This is a genomic window from Streptomyces sp. CA-146814, from assembly GCF_050942385.1.
Lineage (GTDB): Bacteria > Actinomycetota > Actinomycetes > Streptomycetales > Streptomycetaceae > Streptomyces.
The window spans coordinates 3,817,961-3,834,461 of record NZ_CP192068.1 but is presented as its reverse complement, the minus strand read 5'-3'; the positions used below and the strand labels follow the sequence as shown (position 1 = coordinate 3,834,461).

At 72.3% G+C, this 16,501-nt stretch carries 17 protein-coding genes; 9 read left to right on the top strand and 8 right to left on the bottom strand.

Translation table 11 applies throughout. The annotated features are described in order from the left end of the window. Positions 1–35 precede the first annotated feature (35 nt). Together ACQP09_RS16940 and ACQP09_RS16935 are read left to right on the top strand one after the other, a co-directional pair. Complete coding sequence (locus ACQP09_RS16940; RefSeq protein ID WP_433400391.1) at positions 36–1,409, top strand: hypothetical protein; 1,374 nt, start codon at positions 36–38, stop codon at positions 1,407–1,409. A gap of 267 nt (positions 1,410–1,676) precedes the next feature. Then, positions 1,677–2,471, top strand: coding sequence for a ScbR family autoregulator-binding transcription factor (locus tag ACQP09_RS16935; RefSeq protein WP_433400388.1), 795 nt, complete (start codon positions 1,677–1,679; stop codon positions 2,469–2,471). Positions 2,472–2,708: 237 nt separating this feature from the next. Here ACQP09_RS16935 and ACQP09_RS16930 read toward each other — a convergent pair whose 3' ends face one another. Then, positions 2,709–3,320: an FMN-dependent NADH-azoreductase gene (locus ACQP09_RS16930; RefSeq protein WP_433400385.1), complete on the bottom strand. Its 612-nt coding sequence runs from the start codon at positions 3,318–3,320 to the stop codon at positions 2,709–2,711. Between the two features lie 134 nt (positions 3,321–3,454). On the opposite strand from ACQP09_RS16930, the gene ACQP09_RS16925 reads away from it, so the two are divergent. From ACQP09_RS16925 to ACQP09_RS16910, 4 genes are all read left to right on the top strand, one after another. Continuing rightward, on the top strand, positions 3,455–3,808 hold the full coding sequence (locus ACQP09_RS16925) for a winged helix-turn-helix transcriptional regulator (protein ID WP_404061408.1): 354 nt from the start codon (positions 3,455–3,457) through the stop codon (positions 3,806–3,808). A gap of 89 nt (positions 3,809–3,897) precedes the next feature. Beyond that, a complete protein-coding gene (locus tag ACQP09_RS16920) occupies positions 3,898–5,373 on the top strand; it encodes a DUF2252 domain-containing protein (RefSeq protein WP_433400381.1) in 1,476 nt (491 codons plus the stop codon). 138 nt (positions 5,374–5,511) lie between these two features. Continuing rightward, positions 5,512–6,420 (top strand): J domain-containing protein, encoded by a 909-nt coding sequence (locus tag ACQP09_RS16915; protein ID WP_433400378.1) that lies wholly within the window; start codon positions 5,512–5,514, stop codon positions 6,418–6,420. Positions 6,421–6,466: 46 nt separating this feature from the next. Beyond that, entirely contained in the window at positions 6,467–6,811 is a 345-nt protein-coding gene (locus ACQP09_RS16910) for a rhodanese-like domain-containing protein (protein ID WP_404061416.1), read from the top strand. Between the two features lie 22 nt (positions 6,812–6,833). On the opposite strand, the gene ACQP09_RS16905 is transcribed toward ACQP09_RS16910, so the two are convergent. The 6 genes from ACQP09_RS16905 to paaA form a co-directional block, all read right to left on the bottom strand. Continuing rightward, entirely contained in the window at positions 6,834–7,982 is a 1,149-nt protein-coding gene (locus ACQP09_RS16905) for an acyl-CoA dehydrogenase family protein (protein WP_433400374.1), read from the bottom strand. 104 nt (positions 7,983–8,086) lie between these two features. After that, positions 8,087–9,145, bottom strand: a complete 1,059-nt coding sequence (locus tag ACQP09_RS16900) for a 2Fe-2S iron-sulfur cluster-binding protein (RefSeq protein WP_433400371.1) — start codon at positions 9,143–9,145, stop codon at positions 8,087–8,089. Next, positions 9,146–9,643, bottom strand: a complete 498-nt coding sequence (gene paaD, locus ACQP09_RS16895) for a 1,2-phenylacetyl-CoA epoxidase subunit PaaD (protein WP_019762360.1) — start codon at positions 9,641–9,643, stop codon at positions 9,146–9,148. Next, positions 9,637–10,380, bottom strand: a complete 744-nt coding sequence (paaC, locus tag ACQP09_RS16890) for a 1,2-phenylacetyl-CoA epoxidase subunit PaaC (RefSeq protein ID WP_433400367.1) — start codon at positions 10,378–10,380, stop codon at positions 9,637–9,639. Before paaC ends, paaD begins: the two co-directional genes overlap by 7 nt. Further along, positions 10,377–10,667 carry a 1,2-phenylacetyl-CoA epoxidase subunit PaaB gene (gene paaB, locus ACQP09_RS16885; protein ID WP_018513917.1) on the bottom strand — a complete coding sequence of 97 codons (291 nt, stop codon included), beginning with the start codon at positions 10,665–10,667 and terminating at the stop codon, positions 10,377–10,379. The genes paaC and paaB overlap by 4 nt, the downstream gene beginning before the upstream one ends. After that, positions 10,664–11,725, bottom strand: coding sequence for a 1,2-phenylacetyl-CoA epoxidase subunit PaaA (gene paaA, locus ACQP09_RS16880; RefSeq protein WP_433400364.1), 1,062 nt, complete (start codon positions 11,723–11,725; stop codon positions 10,664–10,666). Before paaA ends, paaB begins: the two co-directional genes overlap by 4 nt. A gap of 115 nt (positions 11,726–11,840) precedes the next feature. Between paaA and ACQP09_RS16875 the strand changes: the two genes are divergently transcribed. The 3 genes from ACQP09_RS16875 to ACQP09_RS16865 are packed head-to-tail and all read left to right on the top strand — an operon-like array spanning position 11,841 to position 14,775. Next, complete coding sequence (locus tag ACQP09_RS16875; protein WP_433406628.1) at positions 11,841–12,701, top strand: DUF5819 family protein; 861 nt, start codon at positions 11,841–11,843, stop codon at positions 12,699–12,701. Further along, positions 12,698–14,062: an HTTM domain-containing protein gene (locus tag ACQP09_RS16870; RefSeq protein WP_433400362.1), complete on the top strand. Its 1,365-nt coding sequence runs from the start codon at positions 12,698–12,700 to the stop codon at positions 14,060–14,062. The genes ACQP09_RS16875 and ACQP09_RS16870 overlap by 4 nt, the downstream gene beginning before the upstream one ends. Continuing rightward, complete coding sequence (locus ACQP09_RS16865; protein ID WP_433400359.1) at positions 14,059–14,775, top strand: TrmH family RNA methyltransferase; 717 nt, start codon at positions 14,059–14,061, stop codon at positions 14,773–14,775. The genes ACQP09_RS16870 and ACQP09_RS16865 overlap by 4 nt, the downstream gene beginning before the upstream one ends. Here ACQP09_RS16865 and paaN read toward each other — a convergent pair. Further along, positions 14,772–16,472 carry a phenylacetic acid degradation protein PaaN gene (paaN, locus tag ACQP09_RS16860; protein ID WP_433400356.1) on the bottom strand — a complete coding sequence of 567 codons (1,701 nt, stop codon included), beginning with the start codon at positions 16,470–16,472 and terminating at the stop codon, positions 14,772–14,774. The genes ACQP09_RS16865 and paaN overlap by 4 nt on opposite strands. Between the last annotated feature and the right edge of the window lie 29 nt (positions 16,473–16,501).

Genomic DNA, 16,501 nt, shown 5'->3' with positions numbered 1-16,501 from the left:
TGCGACCGTACGCCATCCCTACCGAAAGGCTCACGATGAAGCCGGAGAGTGCGCTCGTGGAGGCCGGTCCACCGGCGGCGTCGGGCCATCCGTGGTTCGGCGACCGGCGCATCGCACCGCCGCCCGTCCCGCCGGCGACGATCCGCCGGATGCTGGACCACGAGATACGGGACACCGGCTGGCCGTACCAGCGGCTGCTGCCCGCCGCACCGATCGCGCTCCCGCGCACGGCGTACGCGGAGCTGTTCCGGGTGACCGCGGCGCTGCTCGACCTGGTGCGGCGTACGGCGCTGGAGACGGCGCCGACGACGGAGGGCCGGCTCGCGGCGTACGGCATGCCGGAGAGCGAGAACCAGCTCTTCGTGGCCGACCAGCTCACCGAGGAGCGGTACGCGGACTGCGTGACGCGGCCCGACATCGTGATCGGCGCGAACGGCCCGCAGTTCCTGGAGTTCAACGTCAGCGGGGCGCTCGGCGGTCCGGTGGAGGTGCGCTCCCGGCTGGCGGTCTGGCGCGAACTGTACGCCGACGAGCAGGGCCGGCTGCCGTTCAGCAGCCAGCACCCCTTCGCCGTACGCGCCAGGATGTTCCACGACCTGTGCGCCGAGCTGAACGTGGCACCCCGCGTGGCGGTGCTGGGCAGCGCGCGCGACCAGGGCGGCGCGACCCGGTACTTCGACCTGCAGACCGAGTACTTCGCGAGCCAGGGGCTGACCGCGCGCTTCTTCGAGCCCGAGGACCTCCACGAGGCCTGGGACTGCCCGCCGCACCTGCGGTACGGCGTGGGCCTGCGGGACTTCACCATCCCGGACTGGGCCGAACTCGGCATCGACACCGCGCCCGTCCAGGACGCGCTGGACCACGGCTGCCTGCTCGTGGGCACGCAGACCTCCACCTTCCTCTCCAGCAAGCTCACGCTGGGCCTGCTGTCGGAGGGCCGCCCGTGGATGAGCGCCGCCGAGCAGGCCCTGGTCGACCGGTACCTGCCGTGGACGCGGGTGCTGTCGCACCGGTTCACGCACCGGGGCGACCGCAAGCTGGACCTCGTTCCGTACGCCGTGGAGAACCGGGAGACGCTGGTGCTGAAGGCGGGCATCGGGATGAGCGGCAAGCAGGTCGCCATCGGGCGCGAGACGGACCCGGCGGCGTGGGAGGAGGCGGTGGTCTCGGCCGCCCGGAGCGGCACCAGCGTCGTCCAGGACTTCGTCTCCCCGCGCACCTGCCGCCTCTCGCTGGCCGCCGACGGAGCGGACGCGCCGTACGACGCCGACATCGCTCCGGTCCTCGGCCCGCTGCTCTTCGGCGGCCGTCCTGCGGGCATGCTGGCCCGCTTCTTCGGCGACGGCACGGCCGGGGTCGTCACGGTCCTCGGCACCCACAGCTCCGACAACTGCGTGGTCGCCGTCTGAGCGGATGGCCGAGAGCCGGAGCCGGATTCTGGCTGGTCCGTCGGCTGTGTCGGCGCGGGAGTGGTGGGGTAAACAGGCAGGGCGGTCGGGAGGGGCCCGGCGGTGGCCCAGGCGGGCTGCGGGGCTCTCCGGGGCGGTCACTGGAGCGGTTTCCGGACAGCCCGACGGTCTATGAGGTGGCATACATGCATACGCTGGCTGCACAGGCTGGATCGACGGCCGCTCGGCAGTGAAGGGCTGAGCGCACAGAACGTCCCGGAGGCAGGAATGGCGAAGCAGGCTCGCGCGATGCAGACGTGGCGGTCGATCGTGGACGCCGCGGCGAGTGTCTTCGACGACTACGGCTACGAGCGTGCCGCCATCTCGGAGATCCTCCGCCGCGCCAAGGTGACCAAGGGGGCGTTGTACTTCCACTTCGCGTCCAAGGAGGCCATCGCCCAGGCGATCATGGACGAGCAGACCTCCACCGTCGACTTCGCCCAGGAGGGATCGCCGCTCCAGTCGCTGGTGGACGGCGGCCAGCAGTTCGCGTACGCCCTGCGCCACAACGCGATGGCGCGCGCCGGGACGCGTCTCTCCATCGAAGGCGTCTTCCTCGGCGGGCCGCACCCGTGGGGCGACTGGATCGACGCGACGGCCGGGATGCTGGAGCTCGGCAAGGAGCGGGGCGAGGTGCTGCCGCATGTCGATCCGATGGTGTCGGCCAAGATCATCGTGGCGTCGTTCACCGGTATCCAGCTGATATCGGAAGCCGACACCGGCCGCGCCGATCTGCGCGAGCAGGTGGCCGAGATGTGGCGCCATATCCTTCCGTCGATCGCCCACCCCGGGGTTATCGCGCACATCAAGCCCGAGGGCCGCGTGGATCTCGCGGCGCAGGCGCGGGAGAAGGCCGAGCAGGCCGAGCGGGAGGCCCAGGAGATCGCCGCGGCGGCGGAGGCGGCCCGTGGCGCCGCCACGGCCGGCCGGAGCGGCGGGAGCGCCGCGCGGGGTACGCGGGGGCAGCTCGGGGGCGAAGGCGCCGATGAGCCTGCCGGGGCTTCGGCCGGCGGGCGGATCTGAGCGCGGACGGGCCGTGCTGTGTTTCACGTGAAACGTCCGGTTGATGAACAAGGCCGATGGCCAGTGAATCGATGACCGGATGAACGACAGCGCAGGGCCGCGGAACTCGATCGAGTTCCGCGGCCCTGCCTTTTCGCCGGCCCTGGTCTTTCGTCGGCCCTGGTCTTTCGCCGGGGCGGGCTTTGCCGGGTTGGGCTTCGCCGGGTCGGGCTTCGCCGGGTTGGGCTTTTCGCCGGGTCAGGCGGCGAGGCGGGCTGCGAGGGCCTTGGCCTTCTGCCGGGCTTCCTCGAACGCCTTGGCGCGCGAAGCCTCGGCGAGCGGGATCAGCTCGGCCATCGACGGCTGCGAGTGGGCGAGGGTCAGCTCCGGAACGATGAAGTCCACCTCGACGGAGAACATGCTCGTGAGCAGCTTCTCCAAGTAATTCTGGACAAATTCGAAATCCTCGCGCGGGGTGCCCGGAGCGTACGAGCCGCCGCGGCTGGCGACGACGGTGACCGGGGTCCCGGCGATGGGGGAGTCAGGCCCCGCGTTGTGCCCGACGATGATCACCTGGTCCAGCCAGGCCTTGAGGGTCGACGGGATCGTGAAGTTGTACATCGGAGCGCCGATCAGGACGGCGTCCGCCGCCGCCAGCTCCTCGGCCAGCTCCCGGCGCAGCGGATCGTCGGCGCCCGCGATCACCGCCGCCGCGGCCAGGTGGGGCACCGGGTCGGCGGCGAGATCGCGGTGGACGACGGTGCCGTCCGGGTTCTGGTCGAGCCAGGCCGCGACGAACGCGGCGGTGACGTCGCGGGACGCGGAGCCCTGGGGAAGGACGGCGGAGTCGAGGTGCAGCAGCGTGGCCATGGGGTCTCCACAGAGAGCGAAGGGGGCGGGGCGGCGGCGGATGTCCGCACGCCGCGCCTTTCCGTACGTAACTACTTTTAGCATAGTCCCTTACTTTTCATAAGCACCCTACGGTGGCGCAGTACCCTAGGGGCATGGCAGATCACGGTGAGCAGAGCTGTCGGCGGGTCGACGTGGGCATCAGCCGTGTCTTCGAGCTCTTCGGCAAGCGCTGGACCGGGCCGATCGTCTCGGTGCTGCTGCAGCGGCCGGTGCACTTCGCCGAGCTGCGCCGCGCCATCCCCGGGATCAGCGAGCGCATGCTCTCGGACCGGCTGGCCGAGCTCGGAGCGGCCGGCCTGGTGATCCGCGAGGTCGACGAGGGGCCGCCGCTGCGCGTCGCGTACCGCCTTACCGAAGCCGGCGCCGCGATGGAACCGGCGCTCAAGGAGCTCGGGCAGTGGGCGGACACGTACCTCGCGGAACCGGAACCCGGCACCGGCTGCTGAGCGCCGCCGACCGGTACTGACGGCCGTGGGGGAACGGCGGTACGGTCAGGGCGGTCGGAGAGCTGACGAGGCGGGGGAGGCGACGCTCCATGGGCGGCATCGCAGGTGTTGGTGAGGGCGTGGACGAGGGGGCGGGCGTCGGCGAAGGGTCGGCTCCGGAGACGCGGGTCCCGGGGGCGGACGCCCGTATTCCGGTAGTGGCCGGGTTCGCGCGGCGCGGAGAGGCCGGATCACCGAGGGCCGTGGGCAAGGCGCTGCGCGGCCGGGTACCGCGCTCGGCGCACGCGTCGCTGGTCCTGCCGTCGGGGCGGCCCGACGCCGTGCAAGCCGTCGAGGAGTCCAACCGGGGCCGGGTCCCGGGGCTCACGCCGATCCGGGTGGGCCGGATGGCCGCCTCCCCCTTCGCCTTTCTGCGCGGCTCGGCCGGGCTGATGGCCCACGACCTGATGGGCACCCCGGTCACCGGTGTGGGCGCGCAGCTCTGCGGTGACGCCCACGCGGCCAACTTCGGCCTCTACGGCGACGCCCGGGGCAACCTGGTCATCGACCTCAACGACTTCGACGAGACCGTCTTCGGCCCCTGGGAATGGGACCTCAAGCGGCTCGCCACCTCGCTGGTCCTGGCGGGCCGGGCCGTCGGCGCGGACGAGGACACCTGCCGCAAGGGCGCGTACGACACCGTCGGCGCCTACCGCCGCACCCTGCGGCTGCTGGCCCGGCTGCCCGCGCTCGACGCCTGGAACGCCATCGCGGACGAGGAGCTCGTCTCGCACACCGACGCCCGCGACCTGGTCGGCACGCTGGAGAAGGTCTCGGAGAAGGCCCGCAGGAACACCAGCGCCCGGTTCGCCGCCCGCTCCACGGAGGACTGCCTCGACGGCGGCCGGCGCTTCGTCGACGCGCTGCCGGTGCTGCGCCGGGTGCCGGACGCGGAGGCCGCGGCGGTGGCGGCCGGGCTCGGCGGCTATCTGTCCACGGTCGCCGAGGACCGGGTGCCACTGCTGGCGCGGTACGCGATCCACGACGTGGCGTTCCGGGTGGTCGGCACCGGCAGCGTCGGCACCCGTTCGTACGTCGTCCTGCTGCTGGACCACCGCGGGGAGCCGCTGGTCCTCCAGGTGAAGGAGGCGCGTCGATCGGTGCTGGCGCCCTACCTGCCGGCCGTCGGCTTCGACGCGCCGCAGGAGGACCACGAGGGCCGCCGGGTGGTGCTCGGCCAGAAGCGGATGCAGGTCGTCAGTGACATCCTGCTCGGCTGGACGGAGGTGGACGGCAGGCCCTACCAGGTACGCCAGTTCCGCAACCGCAAGGGCAGCGTGGACCCGGCCGCGCTCACCGTCGAACAGGTCGACGACTACGGCCGGATGACCGGGGCCCTACTCGCCCGCGCCCACTCCCACAGCGCCGACCCCCGGCTGCTCGCCGGCTACTGCGGCAAGAACGACGAACTCGACGCGGCGATCGCCGACTTCGCGGTGGCCTACGCCGACCGTACGGAGGCGGACCACGCGGAGCTGGAGCGGGCGATCAAGGCCGGTCGGATGGCCGCCGAGCGCGGTGTCTGAGGACGGCCGGTCATGGTGTCTGAGGACGGCCGGGCGCGGTGTCTGAGGACGGCTGGCCATGGTGTCTGAGGACGGCGGGGCGCGCGGGGCCGGGACCGTGCGGTACGGGGTGTGCGGCGGGGGCCATACGCTGGACGGGTGACCCACGAAGCAGCCGGGGTGCCTCCCACCCGGAACGATGATGACCGGCAGGACGACGACCGGCCCGCCGAGCCGCAGCCCGCACCGGAAGCCCATGGCGTCCAGGGCGCCGGTGGACCGCAGGACGCCGCGCCGCGCCCCGAGGCACGGCTGGCCAAGGCCGTGCAGGTGGCCGAGCAGGCGCTGATCGAGTTCGAGATCGCGGTGGAGACCTTCCGGGTGGAGGTCGAGAACTTCTCCCGGCTGCACCACCAGAAGCTCGGCCCGATGTACGCCCGCCTCGACGAGCTGGACGCGCAGATCGCCGAGGCGCGGGCCGCGAAGTCCGGTGACCCCGAGGACCTGCGCAAGGCCAAGGAGGCGCGGGACATCGTCATGCCGATGCCCGGCGTCGACGAGCTCTTCCACGACTGGATGGACTCCGACGGCCTCTCCCCCGAGGCGTCCGCCATGCTCACCGAGCAGCCGGTACGGCCGCCGAAGCGGGTCAGGCCGAGCGAGGAGGCCCGCAAGCTCTACCGCGAGCTGGCCCGCAAGGCCCACCCGGACCTGGCCCAGGACGAGCCGGAGCGGGAGCGCCGGGACGAGTTCATCACCCGCGTCAACGCCGCGTACGGGCGTGGAGACGTCGAGCTGCTCAAGGAGCTGGCGGCGGAGTGGGCGGCGGGCCCGGCCGAGCCGCTCACGCCGCTGAGCGAGAGCGAGGAGCTCTACGCCCGCCTGGAGTGGCTCAGCAGGCGCAAGGAGCTGCTCACGGTGCTCGCGGGCGAGCTGGAGGAGAGCGCGATCGGCTCGATGCTCAAGATGGCCCCGGACGACCCGGACCAGCTGCTGGAGGACATCGGGGAGCAGCTGCTCGGCGAGGTGTCCCGGCGGGAGGCCGAGCTCGCGGAGATGGTGCAGTAGCGTTCCGGGTGACGTGGCCACGTACGTACGAGAGAAGGCATGACCCATGAATTTCGCCCCGCTGCCCTCGGTGGACGTCGCTGCGGTGCCGTCGGACGGCCTGGTTCTGGACGTCCGCGAGAACGACGAGTGGGCGGCCGGTCATGTCGAGGGTGCGCTGCACATTCCGATGAGCGACTTCGTGGGCCGGTTCGGTGAGCTGACGGAGGCCGCCGAGGACGGCCGGCGCGTCCATGTGATGTGCCGGGTCGGCGGCCGGTCCGCGCAGGTCACGCAGTATCTGGTCCAGCAGGGGATCGATGCCGTGAACATCGACGGCGGGATGCTCGCCTGGGACGGGGCCGGGCGCCCGATGGTCACGGACAACGGGGCCTCGGCCTTCGTCCTCTGATCATTTTTATGGGCTCTCCGCTTCAGGCCAGGGGATGGGCGGCCAGCAGGTCGCCCAGTACCTCCTCGTGGGCGGCCGCCGGGCCCAGGGAGAGCTCGATCTGCTTCGCCCAGGCGTGGAAGCGGTGCAGCGGGTAGTCGGTGTCCGCGCCGAAGCCGCCGTGCAGGTGCTGCGCGGTCTGCACGATGCGCCGCACCCCGTCCGAGGCCCAGATCTTCGCCACGGCGATGTCGCCCTCGGCGGGCAGCGGGCCGCCGGCACCGGTGGAGATCCGCCAGGCGGCCTGCCAGAGCGTCACCTCCATCGCCCGCAGGTCGATGTACCGGTCGGCGGCCTGCACCGCCACCGCCTGGAACGTGGCGACGGGGAACCCGAACTGCTCACGTTTGCCGGTGTATTCGGCCGTCATCGCGAGCACCCGCTCGCCCAGACCGAGCGCCAGCGCGCAGGTCCCCGTGGTGAGCAGGTTCCGCAGCCACTCCCAGGCCCCGGGTGCGTCGATCAGCTCGTGCGCCGCTACGCGTACGGAGTCGAGCCGGACCTCCGCCAGCCGTTCGCCGCTGGTGGAGAACTGGTCCGCGAGCGTGACACCCGCGCGGGCGGGGTCCACGAGCGCCAGGACGGACCGGCCGTCGCCGGTGTGGGCGGGGACGGCAATCCGGTCGGCCGCCTGCGCCCGGGGGACCGCCGACTGCACGCCGTCCAGCACCCAGCCGGAAGGGGCGGCCGCGGAACCCTCCGGCCGTACGGTGACGGCGCGTTCGGCCGGGTCGTGGCCGGTGCGTCCGTTGGCCGCGGCGGTCAGGACCAGCTCGCCGCGCGCGGCCCGGGGCAGCAGCTCGGCGGCGAGGGCGCGCTCCCCGTACCGCTCGACGGCCATCGCGACCGCGCAGCTCTCCAGCAGCGGGACCCGGGCCAGGACCTTGGCCGACTCCCGCAGGACCAGGCAGAGCGCGACCGGGTCGAGCCCGGCGCCGCCGTACTCCTCGGCGAGCGTCAGGCCGAGCAGATCCGACCCCGCCAGCTCGCCCCAGAGTCGCCGGTCGATGTCCTCGGCCACGGCGCCCGGCGTCAGGGCCGGGCTGGGCACGCTGTCGGGCGCGACCCCGGAGAAGACCGCCCGGGCCGCCTCCACGGCTGCCTGCTGTTCCTCGGTGAAGGTGAAGTCCACTGTCCCGGCCTCCCGTTGGCGCTCCCTGACGGCCCGTCAAGATAGAACAGGTTCTAGGAGAAGGGAAGGTAAGCGGAGGCGGGAGCGGGGGCGAGGGCGCCGGGTCAGCGGTCGAAGTCCAGCTCCACCTCCGGGGTGAGCGGATGCGACTGGCAGGCCAGCACGAAGCCCGCGTCCGTCTCCTCAGGCTCCAGCGCGAAGTTCCGCTCCATCCGCACCTCGCCCGAGACGAGGAACGCCCGGCAGGTCCCGCACACCCCGCCCTTGCAGGCGTACGGAGCATCCGAGCGGCTCCGCAACACCGTCTCCAGCAGCGACTCCGCGTCCTGCACGGGCCAGCTGCCGGAGCGGCCGTGCAGGGTGGCCGTCAGCGTGGCGTCGGAGGGGGCGGCGACCTTGACGACCGTGACATCGGACGGGCCGTCGTCGACGTGGAAGATCTCCTGGTGGATCCGGGTCCGGTCGACGTCCAGCCCGCGCAGCGCCTTCTCCGCCCCGCGTACGAGACCGAGCGGCCCGCACAGGAACCAGCCGTCCACCTCCGCCACCGGCAGCACCGCCGGCAGCAGTGCGGTGAGCCGCTCGGTGTCCAGGCGGCCGGAGGGCAGCCCGGCCGACTGCTCCTCCCGCGAGAGGGCCGTGATCAGCTGGAAGCGGTCCGGATAGCGGTCCTTGAGGTCGGCCACCTCGTCCAGGAACATCGTGGAGGCCGCCGTGCGGTCGCTGCGGATCAGACAGAACCGCGCCTTCTCCTCCCGCGCCAGCAGCGTGGCCGCCATCGACAGCACCGGCGTGATCCCGCTGCCCCCGACCACCGCCGCGAAGAGGCCGGGACGCGGCTCCAGCACGAAGCGGCCCATCGGAGGCATGGCCTCCACCTGGTCCCCGACGGACAGCTCCTTCAGGGCGTAGGTGGAGAACGCGCCGCTCTCGACCCCGCGGATGCCGACCCGGACCACGGGCTCGGCGGGCTGCTCGGTGGCCGGTGCGCAGATCGAGTACGAACGGCGGATCTCCTTGCCGTCCACCGTGAAGCGCACGTTCAGATGCTGGCCCGGCTGGTGGCGGAAGGTCTCGCGCAGCTCGGCCGGCACGGCGAAGGTCACGGCCACCGCATCTTCCGTGATCCGTTCGATCGCGCTGACCCGGAGCGGATGGAACATCTACAACTCCTTGAAGTGGTCGAACGGTTCGCGGCAGGCGACGCAGCGGCGCAGGGCCTTGCACGCCGTGGAGGAGAACCGGCTGAGCAGCTCCGTCTCCGTGGAGCCGCAGTGCGGGCAGCGCACCGAGAGCGTCAGCGGCACCGGGCCGCCGTCGGCGCTGTGGGCGCGCGGGGGCGCTATGCCGAACTCGGCGAGCTTGCGGCGGCCTTCGGCGCTGATGTCGTCGGTCGACCAGGCCGGTGCGAGCACCGTGACCACGGAGACCTCGGGCACACCGTTCTCGTGGAGCACTCGCTCGATGTCGGCGGACATCGCCTCGATCGCCGGGCAGCCGGTGTACGTCGGGGTGAGCCGCACCGTCACCCGGCCCGGGCCCTCCACGTCCACGCCGCGCAGGACGCCGAGCTCGGCCAGGGTCAGCACCGGAAGCTCGGGGTCGGGGACGGAGCCGGCGAGGGAGCGCAGCTCGGCCTCCAGCGGGGTGTCGGTCACCATGACGCCCCCGGGTGGCTGCGGTGCAGGTGCTGCATCTCGGCGAGCATCCGGCCGAACGGCTCGGTGTGCAGGCCCTGCCGCCCCGCACCTGCCGCCCAGGCCCCGGTCCGCGGCCCGGCCGGCAGCGTCAGGGTGGCCCGCTCCACGGTGGCGGTGACGGCGGAGAGCCAGGCGCTCTCCAGCTCCTGCCAGTCGACGCCGGAGCCGGTGGTGTCCGCAGCGGCCGTAGCGCCCGTGGCGTCCAGGCCCTCCACCGGCTGGAACATCTCGCCGGTGAAGCGCCAGAGCGCCTCCAGGCCCGCCTGCATCCGCTCATGGCTCTCGGCGGTGCCGTCGCCGAGCCGCAGGACCCACTGCTCGGCGTGGTCCCGGTGGTAGGCGACCTCCTTGACGGCCTTCGCCGCCAGGTCCGCGAACGCGCTGTCCCCGGCCGCCAGCCGCTCGTACAGCAGGTGCTGGTAGACCGAGAAGTAGAGCTGCCGGGCGATGGTGTGGGCGAAGTCCCCGTTGGGCTGCTCGACCAGCTGGAGGTTGCGGAAGGCCCGCTCCTCGCGGAGGTAGGCCAGCTCGTCCTCGTCACCGACGAGCGAGAGCAGCACCCGCGCCTGGCCCAGCAGGTCCAGGGCGATGTTGGCGAGCGCCACCTCCTCCTCCAGGACGGGGGCGTGGCCCGCCCACTCCCCCAGCCGGTGCGAGAGCACCAGCGCGTCGTCGCCGAGGGCGAGGGCGGCGCTCACAGGTGCTTCACCCCGTCCGGGATCTCGTAGAAGGTCGGGTGGCGGTAGGGCTTGTCGCCGGCGGGCTCGAAGAAGGAGTCCTTCTCGTCGGGCGAGGAGGCGGTGATCTCCGTGGACGGGACGACCCAGATCGAGACGCCTTCGGAGCGGCGGGTGTAGAGATCGCGCGCGTTGCGCAGGGCCATCTCGGCGTCGGGCGCGTGGAGGCTGCCCGCGTGGGTGTGGGAGAGCCCGCGCCGCGAGCGCACGAACACCTCCCACAGCGGCCAGTCGGTCGAGCTGCTCATGCCGTCTCCTCCACGTGCTGTGCGGGCTGTGCCGTCCGGGCGGACGGGGTGGTGTGCTTGGCGGCGTACGCCGCGGCCGCGTCCCGGACCCAGGCGCCCTCTTCGTGGGCCCTGCGCCGCTGGGTGATCCGCTCTTCGTTGCACGGGCCGTTGCCCTTGAGGACCTCCTGGAACTCCGTCCAGTCGATCGCGCCGAAGTCGTGCTGTCCGCGCTCCTCGTTCCACCGGATGTCCGGGTCCGGCAGGGTCAGGCCCAGCGCCTGCGCCTGCGGCACGCAGATGTCCACGAAGCGCTGCCGCAGCTCGTCGTTGGAGTGCCGCTTGATCTTCCAGGCCATCGACTGCTCGGAGTGGGCCGAGGCGTCGTCCGGTGGGCCGAACATCATCAGCGACGGCCACCACCAGCGGTCCACCGCGTCCTGCGCCATCGCGTGCTGGGCCTCGGTGCCACGGCTGAGGGCGAGGAGCAGCTCGTACCCCTGGCGCTGGTGGAAGGACTCCTCCTTGCAGATGCGGACCATCGCGCGGGCGTACGGGCCGTAGGAGCAGCGGCAGAGCGGCACCTGGTTGGTGATGGCCGCGCCGTCCACCAGCCAGCCGATCGCGCCGACGTCGGCCCAGGTCAGGGTCGGGTAGTTGAAGATCGACGAATAGCGCTGGCGGCCGGCGTGGAGCTTGTCGAGCAGCTCCTCGCGGCTGGTGCCCAGCGTCTCGGCCGCGCTGTAGAGATACAGGCCGTGCCCGGCCTCGTCCTGGACCTTGGCCATCAGGATCGCCTTGCGGCGCAGCGAGGGTGCGCGCGTGATCCAGTTGGCCTCGGGCTGCATGCCGATGATTTCCGAGTGGGCGTGCTGCGCCATCTGGCGGACCAGCGTGGCGCGATAGGCCTCGGGCATCCAGTCGCGCGGCTCGATCCGGTCGTCGGCGGCCACCGCCGCGTCGAAGACCGCGAGCCGTGCCGCGTCCGCCGGGTCCTCGGCCGTGCCGGGCGCCCTTCCTGCCGCTTTCGCCGTGCCTGAGGTGCTCTGCGTCTTCTGGTCCGCAGTCACTGCCGCCATCCCGGGCTCCCTACCGACCGATCGTTCGGTTCATTGACTTCAATGGTCGGTCGGAGGCCCGTAGGGTGTCAACCCTGTGGATAACCGAGTGGTGATCGATGGTGAGCGGGGCGGGATGGATGCGGACCACGACGGGAGCTCCGGCAGCGGGGATTCCGGCAGCGCGCACGAGGGCGTCCGGCCGCAGGCCGTGAGCCGGACCTCTTCCGGACCGGACGCTCCGGCACCCGAACCGGACTCCCCGGCATCCGGACCGGACTCCCCGGCCCCGGAAACGGAAGCTCCGGTCTCCGCTCCGAACCCACCCGGAACCGGCGTCGGCATAGCCGGTCTCTCCTTCGGCTACCAGCTCGTCGCCGCCCTCTCCCTCTCCCTCATCGGGCTCCTGGCCTGCGCACAGGTGGCCATGGTCTTCCTGCACGTCGCCCCGTCCAACACGCTGACCAAGCAGCACGGCAAGACGGTCGACGACTGGATCTACCCGGAGTTCGAACAGAACTGGAAGCTCTTCGCTCCCAACCCGCTCCAGCAGAACATCGCCGTCCACGTCCGGGCCGAGGTGTCCGGGGCGGAAGGGCGCCGCACCACCGGCTGGATCAGCCTCACCCAGGAGGACGGCGACGCGATACGCGGCAGCCTCTTCCCCAGCCATGTGCACCAGAACGAGCTCCGCCGGGGCTGGGACTTCTACGTGAACTCGCACGACGACCGGAACAAGTCCAACGGGCTGCGCGGCGACCTCTCCGAGCGCTACATCCGGCGCATCGCGATGCTGCGGCTGAGCGAGCGCGACCTGGGCGGCACGGTCGAGCGGATCCAGATGAGGTCGGCGAGCAGCACGATCTCCCCGCCCCCGTGGTCCACCGAGAAGGCCAACACCGAACCGAGCTACCGCGAACTTCCCTGGTGGCCCGTGACCCCCGACGACCTGTCCGCACCGCGTGACGCGGCGCGCGCCGAGGAGGGGACCGAGTGACCACCACCCCGCCCACCGCACCGCCGTCCGGCCGGCCCGCTCCACCGGCTTCCGCTCCGGCTCCCGGCGCCAGGCCCGACCGGATCACCGCCGCCGGCACCGCCCTCGCCCGGGCCCTCCAGCGGATCACCGCCTCGGCCCTCGGCCCGTACCAGAGCGCCGTCATCCGGATCGGCTTCGCCGCCACCTACCTGTTCTTCCTGGTCCGCGAGCTGCCGCACCGCCACGAGCTGTACGGCCCCGACAGCCCGTGGCACTGGGACCTGGCCCGGCAGCTCACGGCGGGCAACGACGCCTTCTCCGTCCTCCTCTGGTCGGACAGCGCGCTCTGGTTCGAGGTGGTGTACGCGCTCACCGTCCTGTCCGCCGCCGGTCTGCTGCTGGGCTGGCGCACCCGGACGATGTCGGTCCTCTTCATGGTCGGCGTGCTCTCCGTGCAGAACCGCAGCGTCTTCATGGGCGACGGCGGCGACAACGTCATCCACCTGATGGCGATCTACCTCGTCCTGACGCGCTGCGCCCAGGTCTGGTCGCTGGACGCCCGCCGCACGGCCCGCGAGGCCGAGCGCGGCGCGCTCGGCCTGCCGCCCCGGCGGGACGTCACGGGCCCGGTGCTCTGGGCGGTCCTCGGCCCGGTCCTGCTGGGGGCCACGCTGATGGACGGCCTCGGCGGGACCTGGTGGCTGCCGGTCCTGCTGTGGATCCTCTGGCTCTCCGCCGCCGCCTGGTGGGCCGCGAACCGCTACGCGCCGCACGGACAGCAGCGCGCCCTGCTCGACGTGCTGGCCAACCTCGCCCACAACGCCACGCTCGTCGTGATCATGATCGAGGTCTGCCTGATCTACGCGACGGCCGGCTGGTACAAGATCCAGGGCTCGCGCTGGCAGGACGGCACCGCGCTCTACTACCCGCTCAAGCTCGACTACTTCTCGCCGTGGCCCGCCCTCTCGGACGTGCTCGCCTCCAGCGGGCTGATGGTCATGGTGCTGACGTACGCGACGGTCATCGTCCAGGTCGCGTTCCCGTTCACCCTGTTCAACCGGCGGCTCAAGAACGTCCTGCTGGTCATCATGATCGCCGAGCACGCCGGGATCGCCGTGCTGCTCGGGCTGCCGTTCTTCTCGATGGCGATGATCGCGGCCGACGCGGTGTTCCTGCCGACGGTCTTCCTCGTCTGGCTGGGCGGGCGGGCCGCGCTGGGCCGGCGGCGGCTGCTCGGGTGGCTGCCGCGGCGGTCGCGCTCCCCGGAGACCGGCGGCCCGCAGGAGGTGCCCGCCGCCCGCCCGGTGCCGGAGGAACGCGGGGGTACGGGGGAGGCCCCGCCGCACGGCGGTGGCGGGGGCCATACGCTCGTCGGGTGAGCAGCGAGACCGACAGCACCGGCGGCACCCCAGAGCCCGCGCCCGTGGACCCCGTCCCGGCGGAGCCCCTCCAGTACGACGACGGCTACGGCCAGGCCATCGGCGTCGGGCCGCACCCGCTGCCGTGGCCCGAGGACGAGCGGTACGACCCCGAGTTGCTGGCCCACGGCGACCGGCGCAACGTCGGTGACGCCTACCGCTACTGGACGCGCGAGGCGATCGTCGCCGACCTCGACCTGCGGCGCCACGACTTCCATGTGGCCGTGGAGAACTGGGGCCACGACTTCAACATCGGCTCGGTGGTCCGGACCGCCAACGCCTTCCTGGCGAAGGAGATCCACATCGTGGGCCGGCGGCGCTGGAACCGGCGCGGCGCCATGGTCACCGACCGCTACCAACACGTGCGCCACCACCCGGACACCGCGGACCTGACCGCCTGGGCGGCGGCCGAGGACCTGCCGATCATCGGGATCGACAACCTCCCCGGCGCCGTACCGCTGGAGCGGACCGAGCTGCCGCGCCGGTGCGTGCTGCTGTTCGGGCAGGAGGGGCCGGGCCTGACCGAGGAGGCGCGGAAGCACGCCGCGATGGTGTGCTCGATCGCGCAGTTCGGCTCGACCCGGTCCATCAACGCGGGGGCCGCGGCGGCGATCGCGATGCACGCGTGGGTGCAGCGCTACGCCGATGTCCCCGACCCCCGGGACGCCTTCTAGGCCTGGCGGCGGACCTCCACCACCCGGAAGCGGTTGGCGACGAAGGCCGCGTCGCAGAGGGCCGCGTTGGCCGCCGGGTTGCCGCCGGAGCCGTGGAAGTCGGAGAAGGCCGCCGTCTGGTTGACGTAGACCCCGCCGGTCAGGTTCAGCGAGAGCTGGGCCGACTCGTCCAGGCAGACGTCCTCGATCGCCCGCTCCGCCTCGGCGGAGGTGGTGTAGGCGCCGACGGTCATCGCGCCCTTCTCCCGGATCGTGCGGCGCAGCAGCTCCAGGGCCGCGTCCGTCGACTCGACCGCCACGGCGAAGGAGACCGGACCGAAGCACTCCGAGAGGTACGCCGCGTCCTCGTCGCTCTTCGTCCCGTCGAGCTTGACGACGACCGGCGTACGGACGACGGCGTCCGGGAATTCGGCGTTGGCGACCGTACGCGAGGCCAGGGCCACCTCGCCCAGCTCACCGGCCGCCTCGACCCGGGCCTTGACGTCCGGGTTGACCAGCGCGCCGAGCAGGGCCGCCGCGCGGGCGTCGTCGCCGAGGAGCTGGGTGACGGCCGCCGCGATGTCGGCGGTCACCTCGTCGTACGACTTGGGACCGTCGTCCGTGGTGATGCCGTCCCTCGGGATCAGCAGGTTCTGCGGAGTGGTGCACATCTGGCCGCTGTAGAGCGAGAGGGAGAACGCCACGTTGGCGAGCATGCCCCGGTAGTCGTCGGTGGAGTCGACGACGATCGTGTTGACGCCGGCCTTCTCGGTGTAGACCTGCGCCTGGCGGGCGTTGGCCTCCAGCCAGTCGCCGAAGGCGGTGGATCCGGTGTAGTCGATGATCCGGATCTCGGGGCGGACCGCGAGGGTCTTGGCGATGCCCTCGCCCGGCCGCTCGGCGGCGAGCGCGACCAGGTTGGCGTCGAAGCCCGCCTCGGCCAGCACCTCACGGGCGATCTTGACGGTGAGCGCGAGCGGCAGCACGGCCCTGGGGTGCGGCTTCACCAGCACCGGGTTGCCCGTGGCGAGCGAGGCGAACAGGCCCGGGTAGCCGTTCCACGTGGGGAAGGTGTTGCAGCCGATGACCAGCGCGATCCCGCGCCCGGCCGTGGTGAACGTCTTCGTCAGCTTCAGCGGGTCGCGCTTGCCCTGCGGCTTGGACCAGTCGGCCCGCTCCGGCGTGCGGACCTGCTCCTGATAGGCGTACGCGACGGCCTCCAGGCCACGGTCCTGCGCGTGCGGGCCGCCCGCCTGGAACGCCATCATGAAGGCCTGGCCGCTGGTGTGCATCACGGCGTGGGCCAGCTCGTGGGTGCGGGCGCTGATCCGCGCCAGGATCTCCAGACAGACCAGGGCCCGGGTCTCAGGACCCGCCGCCCGCCAAGCGGAGGTGCCGGCCTTCATCGCCGGGAGCAGGACGTCGAGGTCGGCGTGCGGATACTCGACGCCGAGCTCCGGTCCGTACGGCGAGGTCTCCCCGCCCGTCCAGCCGTCGGTGCCGGGCTGGTCCAGGTCGAGCCGGGTGTTCAGTACCGCGTCGAACGCGGCCTTGCCCTCGGCCGCCCCGAGACTGCCCGGCGCGCCGCCCTCGCCGTACGCCTTCGGGTGCTCGGGGTGCGGGGACCAGTACGCGCGGGTACCGATCGTGTCGAGGGCCTGGTCGAGCGTGGGCCGGTGGGTCTCGGACAGCTGCTGGGGGGTGAGCGCGGCGGCCATGGCGGACCAACTCCTCATCGAGCCGGGCG

What these genes read in the sequence shown, in the direction of transcription:
- ACQP09_RS16940 (WP_433400391.1), top strand. Translation starts at nt 36, where the DNA reads ATGAAGCCGGAGAGTGCGCTCGTGGAGGCCGGTCCACCGGCGGCGTCG.
- ACQP09_RS16935 (WP_433400388.1), top strand. Translation starts at nt 1,677, where the DNA reads ATGGCGAAGCAGGCTCGCGCGATGCAGACGTGGCGGTCGATCGTGGAC.
- ACQP09_RS16930 (WP_433400385.1), bottom strand. Translation starts at nt 3,320, where the DNA reads ATGGCCACGCTGCTGCACCTCGACTCCGCCGTCCTTCCCCAGGGCTCC.
- ACQP09_RS16925 (WP_404061408.1), top strand. Translation starts at nt 3,455, where the DNA reads ATGGCAGATCACGGTGAGCAGAGCTGTCGGCGGGTCGACGTGGGCATC.
- ACQP09_RS16920 (WP_433400381.1), top strand. Translation starts at nt 3,898, where the DNA reads ATGGGCGGCATCGCAGGTGTTGGTGAGGGCGTGGACGAGGGGGCGGGC.
- ACQP09_RS16910 (WP_404061416.1), top strand. Translation starts at nt 6,467, where the DNA reads ATGAATTTCGCCCCGCTGCCCTCGGTGGACGTCGCTGCGGTGCCGTCG.
- ACQP09_RS16900 (WP_433400371.1), bottom strand. Translation starts at nt 9,145, where the DNA reads ATGTTCCATCCGCTCCGGGTCAGCGCGATCGAACGGATCACGGAAGAT.
- paaD (WP_019762360.1), bottom strand. Translation starts at nt 9,643, where the DNA reads ATGGTGACCGACACCCCGCTGGAGGCCGAGCTGCGCTCCCTCGCCGGC.
- paaB (WP_018513917.1), bottom strand. Translation starts at nt 10,667, where the DNA reads ATGAGCAGCTCGACCGACTGGCCGCTGTGGGAGGTGTTCGTGCGCTCG.
- paaA (WP_433400364.1), bottom strand. Translation starts at nt 11,725, where the DNA reads ATGGCGGCAGTGACTGCGGACCAGAAGACGCAGAGCACCTCAGGCACG.
- ACQP09_RS16875 (WP_433406628.1), top strand. Translation starts at nt 11,841, where the DNA reads ATGGATGCGGACCACGACGGGAGCTCCGGCAGCGGGGATTCCGGCAGC.
- paaN (WP_433400356.1), bottom strand. Translation starts at nt 16,472, where the DNA reads ATGGCCGCCGCGCTCACCCCCCAGCAGCTGTCCGAGACCCACCGGCCC.